Below are 15,116 nucleotides of genomic sequence, written 5' to 3'. Positions count from 1 at the left end.
TCATGACTCCTTAGGACATTCTTTAACTGTCCTAAGGAGTCATGAATTTCCCGAGCAATACGGTTACGTTCTTGCAGCGTAGCAATATCTTCAATCCGAAGGGCATAGTCACGCAGTTGAGCATTAGCCTGTGCCAGGTCTTGCCGACTTTTTCGTTCTGAAAGTACAGTATCCACTAATAGCTGCAAAACGATTAAGACCAAGACAAATATCAAGACAGAACTCAACAAGATAAATAGTAATCGCTCCGGAATCAACCCTGTCGGTGGTTCTCTGAACACAGGAGGTGGTCTAAACCGAGGACGATGCCTCATAGCATGATGCTGAAATCGAACCATTTGCCTCATTAGGAATAATATAACCGCAAATCCAGTCATCACTAAGCGACCTTGGAACTCAAAGATAAAACAGTTGCGAACAACTAATATAATTAACATCAGTTGCAACAGCCGAATGTGTCCCACCATGGACGCTAATAGAATTACCCCAATTTCGGCGGCAGTGTAAAGTATCTTATAAATAGGCTGATTTGTTGGTAATCTCAATCCCATTAACCCAAATACTCCCAGGCAAACTAAATTGAGTAGTGGCGACCTAGGTAGCGGGGGAAAAGGAAGTTTTAGTAATTCCACCAAAGCGGTAATGATCAGCAGTATCCACTCCAGGTAGAGCAAAAATCGAATTGGGTGGTTAGTAATTTGAATAGGATGGCGCATTCACAATTGTTGTAAACAACCAATAACAAACAACCAACAACCTTAATCCATGTGTCAAAGGTAAAGCAAGACCCATTGGTCATATCTAGCCCAGGACTAAAGTCCTAGAGAAATTCAGGTCTTTTGCCTCATGTGGTTTCGCCCTCTCCGTTTTTAGGATAGAGACATCAAACAGAAATCAGCTCACGTCAAAACAGTTAAAAATAAAAACAAGTGAACATCATGAACATCAAGCCCTTTTCTCTACTTGCAGGTATCGCAGCAATTACCCTCACTAGTTTTCCCATGGCAGTTAACGCCGAAGAAATGCCTCCATTTTTCTCCAAACTTAACATCACTGACCAGCAAAAAGAGCAGTTTGAAAACATCCGTAACAATACTGAAGCTAAAATTGAGGATATTCTCACTCCGGAGCAACAACGGCGGTTCCAAACTATAAAAACACTGCGCCGTCAACTCCGAGAAGCAAGGGAGGGTATGAATCTCTCTCAAGAGCAGCGAGACCAAATGCGCGAGATTCGCAAGTCAGCACGAGAAGAGATGAGGGGTATTCTCACCGAGGAACAGCGCCAACAAATTCGTCAAGAAATGCGCTCACGTCGAGGTAAGCGCGGATTTGGAAGGTGATTTTTCTAGGACTAGATTATCTCTTGGAATACAAATTACCAACTCTCTCGATCTAACTTGTTAATTGTCAATTGTTAATTTCAAAACCATTAACAATTGACAAGTTTTCTTGTAAGCATTCAGCTATCAGCCGTGAGCCAAAGGCTCACGCTTCGCGAACAGCCGTCAGCACTGATCCTGCTCTGGCGGACAAAGCAAGTTCCGCAGTTCTTCGGGAATCTCCTCAAAATGCTCCAACAAAAAATCCATCAGAGCCAGATGACGCAAGTCCGATGGTTGAGGCCGCAGATAATTACGACCCCGGCTAAACCAGCGCCCCACTGTCGCCACCGAACGGGAGCAAATCATGGCCATCATTGAGTGAGTGACTGGCCATTTGCTGTAGAATTGCCTTGGTGTCATCCCGAGTTGACAGGAGCTGTATTGTTTAATTAGCTCTTGCTTGGCCTGAGTTAAAGAAGAATCAGGTTTGCTCATGATGCTACCTCCAGCGCTAAAGAAACCAAATTGTTTTCCCAGGCTATATCTGTTACTGTCCAAAGGGCACTTGGAGATTCAGAATCCAGCACAATCAGATAGCACCACATCCAGCAACAACAATGATTTGCCCAGCTGTAGAATTTGCCAATAACGATACCGAAGTCAGTATCACTGTCAGCTAGGGGTTTCCAATAGATCCGTTCGCCAATATCAAAACAGGAAGCACGAGCATGATCCCTAAACTCTTCTGGCAGTGCTGTTGACTTTGGCAACTGCTTGAGTGTTAGAGTAACTAGGTCACTGAGGATGTCTCCTTGGTGATGTTGAAAACCATGGAAATAGGGAGCTAGCCAGCTAGGGTTGAGACTGGTAGTGAGTTGCTGAATTAGTACTGCAGCAATGGCATCAGCTTCCATGGGCTGGATCGGTAGGCGAGTATGGAAGCCAGTTTCACTGCAATGGCTGAGCTTCGCGAGTAATTCAGTGATGCCAAAGTCGGTAAGAGCTTGCTGATATCCATCGACCTGGGCTTTGGCACAGCTTTGGTTGTGTGTCTGTGGATCTTTGTTTAGATTATTTGTCATTATATAAATGGCCTTCTTGATTGCAAGAGCCAGTGGCAGACCTTGCCGGGCAAAGCTATGGGTCTGCCATCTCGCTCCCGGTTGGTTACGGCTCGTCTCGGTGGACTTGCTGTATCAACCTATTTATGATATTATGATAAGTTTAACCATTTGTCAAGTGGTTGGATAAATTTACTATAGCGCCACCCATTTAAATTATCGGTGCGCCAATGCAATAGTTTTTTGGAAACTTGGAACTAGGGTAATGGCTGGAATGCGAGCACTGCTACGACCTAGTCATTAATAGGATTAGCCAAACCTATCGCTAACCACTGAACTTATTGCTGCGCTAATGCAATAGTTTTTTGGAAACCTGGAACTGAGGTGAGTTCAAATCATGCGATCGCACTATATAGCACTACGCATTAAGCTTAGGACATTCCTAAACTCAGCAAACTTAGTCATAGCTTACTTCTGACTTCTGACTTCTAACTTCTGACTTGCGCGTAGCGCTATACAGAATTTTTTCCCTATTCCCAGATCCGCTGTTCCCTCCTCACCCAATTGAAAACACACCTAGTAATTAATACTTAAAATGTCATCCCTTGCATCTTCCCCAAAATTCTGTTAAACTAACAGTATCGTTAACGCAATGGTTAACTAGCCATGATGATTTCCACCGCACAAGCCGCCGATTTACTAGGTGTTTCCGCCACTCGCGTTCGTTACCTTCTGAGCAAAGGCAGAGTTAAAGGAGCCTATAAAGTGGGTAGAACTTGGGTGATTCCTCTGTTTGATGGCATGCCAGTAGTCACTCCCGGCACTCGCGGTCCAAAGCGGAACTGGTCAAAGCGCAGAGAGTACACTAAAGCTGTGATTCATGTTAACCAGAGGGTAATTCGCAACAATCTCAAGACCGGGGAGCGCAACCCTGTGATTACCGTTAAACGAGGCTCTAAAAACACTTATGGTCATACCGTGGAAGTCAATGGACCATGTCGAGTCATGTATCGCCCCGATGATCCCCTTAAATGTGGAGCAAGGGTGTGGATTGAGACTATCTCTGATTTTAAAGTAATTTGATCTATAAAAACATCATCACTGCTATTCTAAAGACTAATGGAAAGACCAGGGAAGTCGAAAGAGTATAGGTGATCGTATGAAACGCTTTTATTTATATTCAAGTTTGTTGGTTGCTAGCTTCTTTCTACTATTGCTTGGGGAGGAGGGATTAGCACTTATTGTCAAAACCAATCGTCGATTGTCAGGTTTTTCCGTAGATAGCCGCAACTATATTTATCTCGAAAGTGCTAGAAACCATGTCACAAAGGTTCCTACTGCCAAAATCCAAATTTTCGATGTAGCCACTAACGCTTGTGTCAAGAAGGGTTGTCTAGAAACTAACTATAACTACTCGGATTCAAATCTCACTCCTAAAGACGCTGAAGAGAGTTTACTCAGGAAAACCCAAAGAATAAGACAGAGCTTAGGACTCAATCAACTAAAAGTAGGACTAAAACTGCCAATTATTGAGCGTTCCATTCAACCCAATGGCACTGAAACCGTTAAGGTTTTGGTGGATAAAGAAAAAGACCCACTAGAGATTCGTTTAGAACAAATTTATATTCCCTCAGTTTTGTCTGGAGGAATGTCTAATATAGACCGGGCTTCAATGCAGCTAGTCATTAATTACAATTATCGCCAACTCACCCTAGGTAAACTAAACAATTACCGTGAAGCTATCAGGAAATATTCGATCAGAGAAGTTCGCTTATCCCCCAATAGACAGCACATAGTTGTACTGATCAATCTCCACCAAGCCACCTATAACGCTGACTTTCAGACAACCTTCATTCAGAGTTTTCCGATCTAAACTACTTTTGCCAATAGCCATGCATGCCTTTTGCCTTGCTGTGTAAGCATTCAGCTATCAGCTATCAGCTATCAGCTATCAGCTAATGCGCTACGCGCACGCGTGCGCGTTCAGCTTATGGGCTATGCACATGCTTATTGATGAGGAAAGCATTTGAATAAAACAGGTAAGCATTATTCTAATGCTGAGTTAAGTCGGCTGACGGCACCTCAAGTAGCGTGAGCTTTTAGCTCACGGCTGACGGCTGAATGCTTGCCTTGCTATGATGCATTTTTAATGGACAACAGCTTATACCAAGTTGCGCTCAAACGTACAACTTTCTCTTCCCCCAATCTCCCAATTTCCCCATCTCCCCATCTCCCCATCTCCCCATCTCCCAATTTCCCCATCTCCCCATCTCCCCATCTCCCCATCTCCCTATCCAACCAATCTACTATCTTTGAATGCAACTCGGTATTAGTTGTGAAGCGTGCCATCAGGCATAATTGCCCCACTCATAAAGCTATTGCTCAAATCAACATCACTCAGGTCTACGTCAGTCAGTTTAGCATCCTTAAGTTGTGCCCCATGGAGATTAGCACCACTTAGGGTTGCCTTGGTTAAGTCAGCACCAGTTAAATTTGCCCCTAACAGATAAGCACCTGTCAAATTAGCCCCTGCCAAGTTTGCCTGACTGAGGTTTGCCCCCCAAAGGTCAGCTTGACTGAGATTAGCCCCACTTAGATCAGCTTGACTTAGGTCAACTCCTCCTAAATTGGCTCCACTCAAATCTCGCCCTGACAGGGAAGCAAGAGGCACAATGCAATATGCTCCCAACTTCCTAGGGTCAAACCCTTCCGGAAATTGAGTAGTGTTGTTATAAAGCGATCGCTCAAATTTAGCATCTTCGAGATTAGCACTGCGCAGATCGGCACCAAGCAAATTGACCTTACTAAAGTTAGCTCCCCCCAGATCAGTCCCACTTAACTCTTGATCTGAAAATGATACACCGGGGGCAATTAAGTACGCTCCGTGTTGGCTGGGGTCAAACCCTTCCGGAAATCGAGTGGCTTCGTCGTAGAGTGCTCCAAGGAAATTGACTCCCTCCAGGTTAACCGAGAAAAGATCTGCCCCGAACAGGCTGACTTTACTCAAATCTGCCATACTCAAGTCAGCTCCTCTGAGGTCAGCTCCCTGAAGATTTAGCCCACACAGAGACACATCGGGAGCAATTAGATATGCGCCATGGGCTGTGGGGTCAAAATCTTCAGGAAATTTAGTCTCTTGGTTATAAATTGCTCCTTTGAGGTTAACCCCTTCGAGATTAGTGGCGGACAGATCTACTCCAAACAAGTGAACTCTGCTTAAATCTGCTCCCCTGAAATCCGCGCCACTAACTAAGCTTAACCATAAGTCCGCTCCCCGCAAATCCGCTTCCTGTAGATCGGCTTCTCGTAGATCCGCTTCCCAGAATTGAACTCCTCTTAAATTGGCTTTCCTTAAATTAGCTCTGAGCAAAGATATACCGAAAAAGTGACCCTGACTTAGGTCAACTTGGGATAAGTCTGCTTCACTTAAATCCACGCCACTGAGGTTTGACTGACTCAGGTTAGCCTTTGCTAGAGATACACCAGGAGCAATTAAATGTCCTCCTGCCTTCACTGGGTCAAAATCTTCAGGAAACCGAGTGCTTTCGTCGTAGAGTATAGCGCTCAGGGTTGCATTTAGAAGCTTAGCATCCTTCAGGTTTGCCCCCATCAGATTGGAGCGGCTCAAATTAGCTCCTGTTAGGTCAACATCCTGCAACTCAGTCCTAATTAAGCAAGCTTGATTAAGATTAGCTTGTTTGAGATCAGCACCTTTGAGGTTAGTTTTCCAGAGGTCAGCTCTGGTCAAATTCGCACCCTTTAAATTGGTATCACTGAGATCTACCCCACTCAAGTTAGCTTCCGTTAGTAAAGCCTCCGGCGCAATTAAATAAGCTCCTGCCTTGGCAGGGTCGAAATTGGGGGGAAACTTAGTGGAAAAATTGTATAGTGTAGTATCGAAGTTAGTTAAGTGTAGAATAGCATCGCTCAAGTCTGCCTCACCCAGATTAGCACCACATAAAACAGCTTGACTTAAGTTGGCTTCTCTCAAATTAGCTCCCCAGAGATCAGCGCTACTGAGATTAGTCCCAGTAAGAATTGCCTGACTGAGGTCGGCTCGCCATAAAATTACCCGTTCCAGGTTTACCTGGCTGAGGTTGACTTGACTTAAGTCAGCTCCACTAAAATCTCTTTCCCCAAGGGAATATTGTGACTGAATTTCCTCAGTATTCATATGTTGTCCAACAGTTTTAATTTAAAAATAATCAAAATTAATTATTAGATAATACCTCCGGTTCCCAATTCCAAATTACATACCCTTTATCGATATGAGTAATTACTATTTTATCGAGCTGATCAGCTACCTTAGACAAAATAGCGATAAGTTGTTCTTGAGTTTTTTCTAATCGTAAAAAACTGTAGTATTGACCATCAACGTTAATGGCTAATAAGCGTCTGCTTAAATGAGGTACGTTAATCCAGCAGATTTGGTAATCCTGACGGGATTTAATAATATGACTGGAGGATAATTCCAAATCCTGAAGGAGAGCAAGAGCAGGAACAGGGGAAGACCTCAGTTGAACTGAATTATTGTTTTGGGATTCAGGGTAAAACTTAAGTTGGTTGACATTTACAGCCATCCCTGTAGTTTGAGCTATTCTATTGCGTTTAAACTCAATAACATTATTGCTATCAACAACACCATGGGGTTGTTGAACAGCAAACGATTGAGTGTTAGGAGGAGTTAGTCCTCGATACTTGACCGAATCATCGCTCTGGGTAAGAGCTATTGCTGAAACATCTGGTTGGTATTCTGGAACATCTGGTTGCTCCTCTGGTTCGGATTCGGCTTGGTTGAGGGATTCGATCTGTTGGAGGAGTTGTCTCTTTTTTTCTCTGACTGATGCTTGGTATTTTTGCCATTGCCTTCCCACTTCAACAGTGCCAAGACCAGCTAACACACTCACTAGGATGGCAACGCCAAGATAAGGAATTGCTAAATCCTTATGGTCTTCATGGAAGATGGGTTTAAGTTCGACATTGAAAAACGGTTTAACTTCAACAACGATTGGTTTTGATTTGTTGAAAACAAACGGTAAGGTCAAACTGGAAAATATAGTGCTGGAGATAACTACAGCTGGTAGTAAGATTTTGATTAAGGGGTAATTGGTCATCTTTAACCGCTGCAAGCAAGAAATTTGGTAAAGCGATGCAGCATAGCCATTGGGGGAAACCCCCACTCGCTATTGCATCTTGAGATGGAGCTTGACTCAAGTTTTACGATGGCGATGCAGCGCGGTCAAAGGAGGCCACCCCATGAGCGACTGCATCAAGAAGTGATCTGTTAAATTGCGCTAGTCTTGCTGCTTACTGAAGAGGGCGGCTATGTTGCTAGCAAATCGCCTCAAAGCAGGTGATTAAATCGGGATATAATAATAAGTTGGTTATTATATCATTTAATACAAATTATGGTATATGGGGTCAGACCCACCATTAATTTTAGCAGCGGTCTCTTATAATATGTCAATTTAATTGACAATTTAATATATCTTAATATTTTAAGTCCAGAGCAAGAGTACTCAGCTTACGCCCTACACACACTGCTCTTGCCAGCACTGACCAGGGCATTGCTGACTATCGTTTGGGATATCAAGTAGAGTTGGGTCAGTTACCAATTACCCATGACCCATGACCAATTACCTATTACCCTTAATCATTCCACAATTGGGGAACGCTTTATTTTGCTCTAATTCTTTGCAAAACAGTAATGCCTAACAGCAAAATGATACCCCCTGTCGTGGCATAAATCACCCGAGGAGTCATCTCTTGCAGTTTCATGGCTAGCCAGTTAGACACTAAGGTAATGCCCCAAAGGATAAGGGCGACATAGCGCTGGGAGAAACCAAAGGCTAGCAAGCGGTGATGTAGGTGGTCCTTACCTGGGGTAGTTAAAGGGTTTTTACCATTGATCAACCGCCGCACAAATACCTGAGTAGTATCTAGGACTGGCAATAACAAAAATACTACTGGGGGGACTAGGGCAAATACCGTAGTCACTTTTAAAGACCCTAAAATGCTGCTGGCAGCTAGTACATAGCCGAAAAAGTACGCACCTGCATCTCCCATAATAATGTGGGAAGGATGGAAGTTATGGCGCAAAAATCCCAGAGCTGACCCCCCTAGAGCTGCCAGCAGCAACGTTGCTGCCGCACGACTGGGAAACTGAGCTGAAACCGCTAACAGGCTCATAGCAGTAATAAAGCTGACGCCTGCTGCTAAACCATCCATCCCATCCATAAGGTTAATGGCATTAGTAATACCCACAACCCATAGAACCGTAAGTAACATGGAGAGTTGGACATCAATCGGAGTCCCGAAGGTAGCTTTAATCCCGGCACCACTAGCCACTAACAACAGGGCAGCAATAATTTGAACCGACAAGCGTACATAGGCAGGCAAACCAAATTGATCATCAATAAAGCCTACCAGTACCAGAACCGAGCCCCCCAGGAGAATAGTCAGAACTTGAGCTAACACCCCTTCGATGACAATCGGTCTCAGGAGGGTAGCTAGTACCAGTGCAGCTACCACTCCGGTATAGATAGCTAAGCCTCCTGCATTGGGTAAGGGTTCTTGGTTAAGCCGTCGCGCATTGGGTTGGTCAGCCCAACCAACCTCCAGGGCAAATGAGCGTAAAGTTGGCATCAAGCATCTAGTCACTGCCCATGCCAATCCGAAAGTTAATATGACTGCCAGCCAGCCACTTCCCCTAGGGTTGGCAATTCCGAGGGACTCTAGGAAGCCGTACACATCTATCTCCCAAGTCACGTCCACACTGCAAAATTGTAATCGCTATGGATAATATTAAGCTCATCTTGTAAATAAGGTACATGGGTAGAAGCACATCAGCAGGAAAAAGCGATTAGCACTTAGGGGTTAGGAGGCTTTAGGGGTTTGGATTTTCCTCCTGAACTAACTCAATGTACTGACTATCGATCAGAAATGCTCCTCTAGAAAAGCGAACGCCCCAGTATCCTCCTGGACGTCGGTCGAGGATTACTCCCTCTTCCCCAACTTTAATCACATCAGGAGGTCGCAGCATTGGCATTGGTTCAGCAGTTTTGACGTAGCGTGGTAATTTAATTACTCTTACGCGATCGCCAACATTAAAGTCTTGAGACATTGGTCAGTCAAAAAAGGTTATGGGCTTGGAGGTTGAAGGTTATGGGGTTGAAGGTTGAAGGTTGAAGGTTATGGGCTTGGAGGTTGAAGGTTATGGGCTTGGAGGTTGAAGGTTATGGGCTTGGAGGTTGAAGGTTATGGGCTTGGAGGTTGAAGGTTATGGGCTTGGAGGTTGTTCGCCTTTGGCGTTCAGTGTAGGGTAGGTTCTTGGGTTGAATGTTGTTCTTGCCCAGGGGTCCCTTGTAGTATAGGTTGGAAGTTGTCTGGATTAACCTTAAACCTTCAACCTTCAACCTTCAACCTTCAACCTGTTAACCTTCAACCTGTTAACCTTCAACCTGTTAACCTTCAACCGGCCAACCCTAGGGTGCTTGCCAAATACGCTGGTGGTATTTTTCCAAATCTTGATAGGGATCTGGGGTATTGTGATTATGCTGGTGAGAGTGGTGGTGGTGATGGTCATGCCCGTGGTGATGGTGGTGGGAGTGTCCGTTGTCAGCACCATTATCAATCGCTGCTAACCGGAACTTACACATCTCACAATTCATCTGCACTTGCCCCAACTGAGCCTCGATTTCTCGGTCCCTGAGCACAGATAGCAGCTGAGGCTGAATTCCCATTTCTGGTAAACAGGTCAAGGGAATCTCTGGATAACGTTTCTGCTGCTGAGCTGTGATATCAACAATCTTTTTTACTAAAGCCCCGGTAAATAGGAAGTAAGGAAGTACTATAATATGCTTAGGTTGGTAGAGTCGGGCGCGACGGAAGCCTTCTTCTAAGCGAGGATGGGTAATGCCAATAAAGCAGGTTTCCACAGTTTTATAGCCACTGCCTTCCCAGAGCATGCGAGCCATTTTGTAGACATCACCATTAGCATCAGGGTCACTCGACCCACGACCAACAAATAGAAGTACTGTGTCTTTTCTTAAGGGTAAAGGTTGTTTTGTGGAAGGTTCTAGATTGGAAGCTTGACCCTTCAATTGGCTAACGGGTAACTCTGCTTGGGGTTGGTCAAGTTTGGCAAACCGTTGCCGCCATAAATCCAGAATTCCCGTAGTAATTCCAAAATGACGCCCGTAGTGAAACTTGACTTGGGGATATTTTGCCCTGGCCCGGTCTAACTCGTTAGTAACATCAAATTTATTGTGGCGAGCTGCAAACAGTAAAATCGGTAATACAGTCAGTTCTGTATAACCCTGCTGGACACAACTCTCTACTCCCTCTTGAATAGTTGGACCTGTTAGTTCCAAAAAACAAGGCACTACTGGTCGAGAATGGTTCAAGGTTTGATAGGTCTGGGCAAAATCAAGGAAAGTCTGACGCCCATCGGGGTCTCTAGTGCCGTGACCAACCATTAATAAAGGGCGTTTTAGCGGTAGGGGAGATAGGGACAATGACTCAGCGGTGACATCGATCTTCATACTTCATCCTTGATCATTCATAGGTCATACTTCTACGTCATACTTACATAGTTAACTAACTTATTAAATACTTAATTTCCTCAAGGGCATTTTACTGGTAGGGAAGGTAAGGACAATAACTCAGGGGTAGCATCGATCTTGCTCCTGAATACTTCTATTATTAATACCTCATTTCTAGTAATGGCTTAATCTCTTGATTACCGACCCTTTACCTTATTGCCTTAAGGTAGGGAAAGTATCCACGCCTTGTTGCCCCTATGCACCAATTTTCGAGAGCAATTCTAGAGAAAAAGCAGCAAGAGCCAAAGGTTAAACGCCGATTGCATTTTTACGCTAGGGGTGAGCAGATCCCTCTAGTAGCACAGGGTGTTTGGGAGGTAGACGAGGGCCGAGTCCAGCTGAGTACCCTTTCCCCAGAAGGGGAGGAGATATGGTTGGGTTGGGCAGAGTCTTCTGCATTCTTTGGTAATTGGTTTTCTGTCCTGTCAAGTTATCAGGCAATCGCCCTAACTGATGTCCGTCTCAAATGGTATTCTTTAGCTGAAATCAACAATTCTCCCTATATAGCCCAGACCATTTTACCCCAACTAGTGCGTCGGATGCGACAGACAGAGATCCTGTTAGCAATCTCGGGTCAGCGCCGGGTTGAGGTACGCCTACAACATTTACTATTGCTATTAAAACGGGAAGTTGGTGAGCCAGTACCAGAAGGGATTCGGATTGGCATGCGTCTTACTCATCAGGATTTAGCCAATGCAATTGGAACGACGCGGGTTACAGTTACCCGACTGCTCACCAAGTTCAAGAATGAGGGAGCCATTACTGTTGATAGCGTTCGCCACATTATCCTAAAGCACGACAGCTTTACAAATGTGGCAGATTGGTGATAGGATTCTCAGACTAACAGATATCTTGGGCTGAAACCAGAAAAGCGCGCCATAAAGTAAGTTAGCTATTCGGCTTATATTTTAGTTGCAGCCCCGATTAATTCCTCAAACCTACTCCCTAGGGGAGAGCGTCAATGTGCGCTAGTTCAGCCCATCTATCTGGAATGCTGATTCGTTGTGTTCTTCAGGAGTAAGAGGCCTGTCTCTCGAAGCGATTTCAATTCCACCACCAAACGGTCAACGACCAGCACGATTGGTCGTAGCGTTACACGGTTGGGGTGCTAATGCTCAAGCTGTGGCATCTCTAGTGCCATCGTTAAACTTGCCCAACACCCAATTTTTAATTCCCGATGCTCCTTTTAGCCACCCTCAGGTAACTGGTGGCAGAATGTGGTACGACTTGGCAAGAGACGACTATCGGGGATTAGAAGAAAGCGAAGAGCGCTTGACCTACTGGCTCAATTCTCTCCAAGGTTTTACAGGTATTCCCCTGTCCTCCACAATTTTGTGTGGCTTTTCTCAAGGTGGGGCAATGGCTCTAGATGTAGGGTTGACCTTACCCCTGGCAGGTTTAGCCTCCTTGAGTGGCTATATGCATCAAACCCCTCAAAAGGTTGATTCATCGTTGCCGTCCATTTTAATTGTGCATGGTAGACAAGATACAGTTGTTCCTTTAAGTGCTGCTCACCGGTTACGAGATTATTTACTCAACTTGGGAGCAGCAGTGCAGTACAGAGAATTAGATATGGGTCATGAGATTTCATTAGAGCTTTTAGAATTGCTCCGGGAATTTATTTTATTCAATAGATAGTCAAAAGAGATGGTCAATATCCTAACTTCTCTGGAATCCCTTTAAAATAGAAATAAAATTATTCCCTCCTTGGTCTGATCAGTAATTCAGAGGCACAATAGTAGTGCTCAAACCATAACTACTGAGTAATTTAAGAACCCGATCAATATTTTCGAGGGTTGTGAACAATCCGGCTTGCATCACAGTTCTTCCTTCAAAGGAGGTCAGAAAAGAATCGGGAATTAGCGATCGCATTAAATCTTGTTGCTGCTCACTCTCAGCATTTACCAAAATCCGGTAACCCTGACTGGGTAGAGCTGAAGTAGGATTATTCCCTTGAGGTCCCCTTTGTTCCGAGTTTGATTGGGTACTTGTAGAAAACACTGGAATTGAGCTACCTGAATTAGAGCTAGCACTAGTATTTCGATTACTAGTATTTTGATTAACCGGTGTACTGATCTGACTAGACATTGACACCATAACGTCCAGGTCCTCAGTCGAGGGTTCTTCTGGTGTCGGTTTTGACCTGTCACTTGACGCATCAATCACTTCCTGTGACGGTGAAGCCGGAGTAAAACTGCTAGAATCCTCTCCTGGTTTCGGTGGAGATGTTGGTTGCTCAAAAGAGGACTGCTCCTGGTTTTGAATAACTTTCAGAGTCAGGGGTGTCAGGGGTTCAGAATGTGAACGTTGAGTGCTAGCATCAGAAGGCTGTTGAGTTTGAGAGGTTTCCTGACTTTCAGTTTGAGACCTTGCTGCTGGTCTAGAAGATTCAGTACTTGCAGAATTATTTAGTCCTGCGTCTTTGCCGATGTTATCAGTCGAGGTAGATGGCTGAGGCTCCAAACTTGATGGAACAGGAAATGAAGCTGCTGAGACCTCAGCAGATGTCGATTCCTTTGTCGGTTCCTTCTCGGCAGGCGGTTGGGATGGGACGACTTGGCTGGGGGTGGTGGGATTCTCCTGAGAATTAGGCGTAGTCTTCTGTGAGTGATTAGAGTTTTCTGCCATGACAACGGCTTGGTTGTCAGAAGCATCAGGTGTACTAGCTGGTTTACTAACAGCTGGTTTACTAACAGCTGGTGTTTCAACCTCCGACTCTTGAATGATATCCTTTTCAGTCTCCCCTGAATTAACCTCACTGTTAGTTTCCTCTTCTAGCTGATTACCAAAAGCAATCAGAGTAGGCTCAGACTCCTGATTGTTAATGTCAAACCGCCTATTACCTCGAAATATATTGTTTGATTTATTGTTTAATGTATTGTTTGTTGATTCTGTTGAATTTCCCCAATCCGGATTAGCTCCGACCTTGAGGACTAATCCATCCAGTTGGGAATTTTCAATGACGTTATTCTGGAAAAATGGTTGAGCATTGGTTTCAACCACTACCCCATTTTTATTGCCAGTGATGCGATTATTAACGATATGGGGTGCAACGTTTTCGGCAATCAGAATTCCTAAGTCATTATTTTCAAATACATTGTCATCCACTTGAGTGTTTGAGGTTCCGTAAATGCTGAGCCCATTTCCTTTATTCTTGTAGAAGTAGTTACTGCGAATTGTTGGTGTACTATTTCCCTCCACAGCAATCCCGCTTTTGCTATTCCCAGTTAAGGTATTGTCTTCCACTAAAACCGAACCGACTTCCAGCCACAAACCATAACCTTCTGGATTAGTATTGTTAAGGGTTACGCCAGAAATAATCGTTTGGTCAGCACCTACGATTAGGACATCGTGACTAGCAGCCGTGGCACTAACAAAGGTACCACCGCCGCGAATCACCACATCGTGACCTCTAGTGCGGGGGTTGCCCTGTAGCTTGATACCGGGTTTCAGAAGTAGGGGGAAGGTTTCACCCATTTCACTGCTGTAGATACCCCTAGAGAGTACAATCACAGTATTGGTCTGGGCAGCTTGTAGCGCCTGAGTGATAGTTTTCAACGGTGAATCCTGGGTGCCATCACCACTACTGTCGTTTCCGGTAACTGGGTTTACAAACAAAAATTTGCTTTCTATGGTATAATCCATTTTGATTCCCCGATCATCCTGAGTTGATTGGGCTAAAGCTGTGGTTCCTCCTAATCCTAGTGGCACCATTTTTGAAGGGATAACTTGGCTGAAGATGCTAAAGGTTAATCCCAGCAAAATCGTTGTTACTGGTAACCCAAGATCAAAGGGTCTAGGCTGATGTTGGTGATGTTGGTGATGGCAGTGGGAATGATTGGCCTTGGGCCACGCTACGGGATTGGCCTTGGGCCACGCTAAGCGAAGGTAAATAGTTAATTCTATAGTGTTAATTATGATCAAACTCATGGCTGTTCTCCTTTAGTCCAATGTTCATGGAATTTGACATAAAAGTTGAGTTGAATGTCAAGCTTGATCGTATCCATAAACTAGGATAGTTGTAATCTATTTGTAATCATTTATCACTTGAAATGTGTCCGTTGCTAAAGGTTACTGACCACAGAAACAAGCTTTCCATCCACTGTTAGGATAGATAATAATGGAGA

14 protein-coding genes are annotated in these 15,116 nt (G+C 44.5%); 5 read left to right on the top strand and 9 right to left on the bottom strand.

The features are described from left to right. On the bottom strand, positions 1-716 hold a 716-nt coding region (locus tag F6J94_RS17375), incomplete at its 3' end, for a histidine kinase (protein WP_293042696.1). A 222-nt stretch (positions 717-938) separates the two neighbouring features. On the opposite strand from F6J94_RS17375, the gene F6J94_RS17370 reads away from it, so the two are divergent. Beyond that, positions 939-1,343: a Spy/CpxP family protein refolding chaperone gene (locus F6J94_RS17370; protein ID WP_293022017.1), complete on the top strand. Its 405-nt coding sequence runs from the start codon at positions 939-941 to the stop codon at positions 1,341-1,343. A gap of 165 nt (positions 1,344-1,508) precedes the next feature. On the opposite strand, the gene F6J94_RS17365 is transcribed toward F6J94_RS17370, so the two are convergent. Then, on the bottom strand, positions 1,509-1,820 hold the full coding sequence (locus F6J94_RS17365; RefSeq protein ID WP_293042693.1) for a helix-turn-helix domain-containing protein: 312 nt from the start codon (positions 1,818-1,820) through the stop codon (positions 1,509-1,511). Next, positions 1,817-2,407: a hypothetical protein gene (locus tag F6J94_RS17360; RefSeq protein ID WP_293042690.1), complete on the bottom strand. Its 591-nt coding sequence runs from the start codon at positions 2,405-2,407 to the stop codon at positions 1,817-1,819. The genes F6J94_RS17365 and F6J94_RS17360 overlap by 4 nt, the downstream gene beginning before the upstream one ends. 645 nt (positions 2,408-3,052) lie before the next feature. On the opposite strand from F6J94_RS17360, the gene F6J94_RS17355 reads away from it, so the two are divergent. Together F6J94_RS17355 and F6J94_RS17350 are read left to right on the top strand one after the other, a co-directional pair. Continuing rightward, on the top strand, positions 3,053-3,469 hold the full coding sequence (locus F6J94_RS17355) for a helix-turn-helix domain-containing protein (protein ID WP_070390764.1): 417 nt from the start codon (positions 3,053-3,055) through the stop codon (positions 3,467-3,469). 76 nt (positions 3,470-3,545) lie between these two features. After that, positions 3,546-4,259: a DUF2259 domain-containing protein gene (locus F6J94_RS17350; RefSeq protein WP_293042686.1), complete on the top strand. Its 714-nt coding sequence runs from the start codon at positions 3,546-3,548 to the stop codon at positions 4,257-4,259. Positions 4,260-4,715: 456 nt separating this feature from the next. On the opposite strand, the gene F6J94_RS17345 is transcribed toward F6J94_RS17350, so the two are convergent. The 5 genes from F6J94_RS17345 to F6J94_RS17325 form a co-directional block, all read right to left on the bottom strand. Further along, positions 4,716-6,560, bottom strand: coding sequence for a pentapeptide repeat-containing protein (locus tag F6J94_RS17345; protein WP_293042683.1), 1,845 nt, complete (start codon positions 6,558-6,560; stop codon positions 4,716-4,718). 37 nt (positions 6,561-6,597) lie between these two features. Further along, positions 6,598-7,566: a TetR family transcriptional regulator gene (locus tag F6J94_RS17340; RefSeq protein WP_293042679.1), complete on the bottom strand. Its 969-nt coding sequence runs from the start codon at positions 7,564-7,566 to the stop codon at positions 6,598-6,600. A 496-nt stretch (positions 7,567-8,062) separates the two neighbouring features. Further along, positions 8,063-9,154, bottom strand: coding sequence for an MraY family glycosyltransferase (locus F6J94_RS17335; protein WP_293042667.1), 1,092 nt, complete (start codon positions 9,152-9,154; stop codon positions 8,063-8,065). A 118-nt stretch (positions 9,155-9,272) separates the two neighbouring features. Next, entirely contained in the window at positions 9,273-9,509 is a 237-nt protein-coding gene (sipA, locus tag F6J94_RS17330) for a regulatory protein SipA (RefSeq protein ID WP_293042661.1), read from the bottom strand. 361 nt (positions 9,510-9,870) lie between these two features. Beyond that, positions 9,871-10,929 (bottom strand): sirohydrochlorin chelatase, encoded by a 1,059-nt coding sequence (locus F6J94_RS17325; RefSeq protein ID WP_293042658.1) that lies wholly within the window; start codon positions 10,927-10,929, stop codon positions 9,871-9,873. A 257-nt stretch (positions 10,930-11,186) separates the two neighbouring features. On the opposite strand from F6J94_RS17325, the gene F6J94_RS17320 reads away from it, so the two are divergent. Both F6J94_RS17320 and F6J94_RS17315 read left to right on the top strand, forming a co-directional pair. Then, a complete protein-coding gene (locus tag F6J94_RS17320; RefSeq protein WP_293042655.1) occupies positions 11,187-11,816 on the top strand; it encodes a Crp/Fnr family transcriptional regulator in 630 nt (209 codons plus the stop codon). Positions 11,817-12,015: 199 nt separating this feature from the next. Continuing rightward, entirely contained in the window at positions 12,016-12,627 is a 612-nt protein-coding gene (locus tag F6J94_RS17315; protein WP_293042699.1) for an alpha/beta hydrolase, read from the top strand. A 78-nt stretch (positions 12,628-12,705) separates the two neighbouring features. Here F6J94_RS17315 and F6J94_RS17310 read toward each other — a convergent pair whose 3' ends face one another. After that, positions 12,706-14,919, bottom strand: a complete 2,214-nt coding sequence (locus tag F6J94_RS17310) for a DUF1565 domain-containing protein (RefSeq protein ID WP_293042652.1) — start codon at positions 14,917-14,919, stop codon at positions 12,706-12,708. Between the last annotated feature and the right edge of the window lie 197 nt (positions 14,920-15,116).

This window comes from Moorena sp. SIO1F2, from assembly GCF_010672755.1.
Classification (GTDB): Bacteria; Cyanobacteriota; Cyanobacteriia; order Cyanobacteriales; family Coleofasciculaceae; genus Moorena.
This window is presented reverse-complemented; position numbering and strand designations above follow the sequence as displayed.

Excerpts from the sequence above, each read along its gene's own strand:
- F6J94_RS17370 (WP_293022017.1), top strand. The coding sequence starts at position 939 with ATGAACATCAAGCCCTTTTCTCTACTTGCAGGTATCGCAGCAATTACC.
- F6J94_RS17365 (WP_293042693.1), bottom strand. The coding sequence starts at position 1,820 with ATGAGCAAACCTGATTCTTCTTTAACTCAGGCCAAGCAAGAGCTAATT.
- F6J94_RS17360 (WP_293042690.1), bottom strand. The coding sequence starts at position 2,407 with ATGACAAATAATCTAAACAAAGATCCACAGACACACAACCAAAGCTGT.
- F6J94_RS17355 (WP_070390764.1), top strand. The coding sequence starts at position 3,053 with ATGATGATTTCCACCGCACAAGCCGCCGATTTACTAGGTGTTTCCGCC.
- F6J94_RS17350 (WP_293042686.1), top strand. The coding sequence starts at position 3,546 with ATGAAACGCTTTTATTTATATTCAAGTTTGTTGGTTGCTAGCTTCTTT.
- F6J94_RS17345 (WP_293042683.1), bottom strand. The coding sequence starts at position 6,560 with ATGAATACTGAGGAAATTCAGTCACAATATTCCCTTGGGGAAAGAGAT.
- sipA (WP_293042661.1), bottom strand. The coding sequence starts at position 9,509 with ATGTCTCAAGACTTTAATGTTGGCGATCGCGTAAGAGTAATTAAATTA.
- F6J94_RS17325 (WP_293042658.1), bottom strand. The coding sequence starts at position 10,929 with ATGAAGATCGATGTCACCGCTGAGTCATTGTCCCTATCTCCCCTACCG.
- F6J94_RS17320 (WP_293042655.1), top strand. The coding sequence starts at position 11,187 with ATGCACCAATTTTCGAGAGCAATTCTAGAGAAAAAGCAGCAAGAGCCA.
- F6J94_RS17310 (WP_293042652.1), bottom strand. The coding sequence starts at position 14,919 with ATGAGTTTGATCATAATTAACACTATAGAATTAACTATTTACCTTCGC.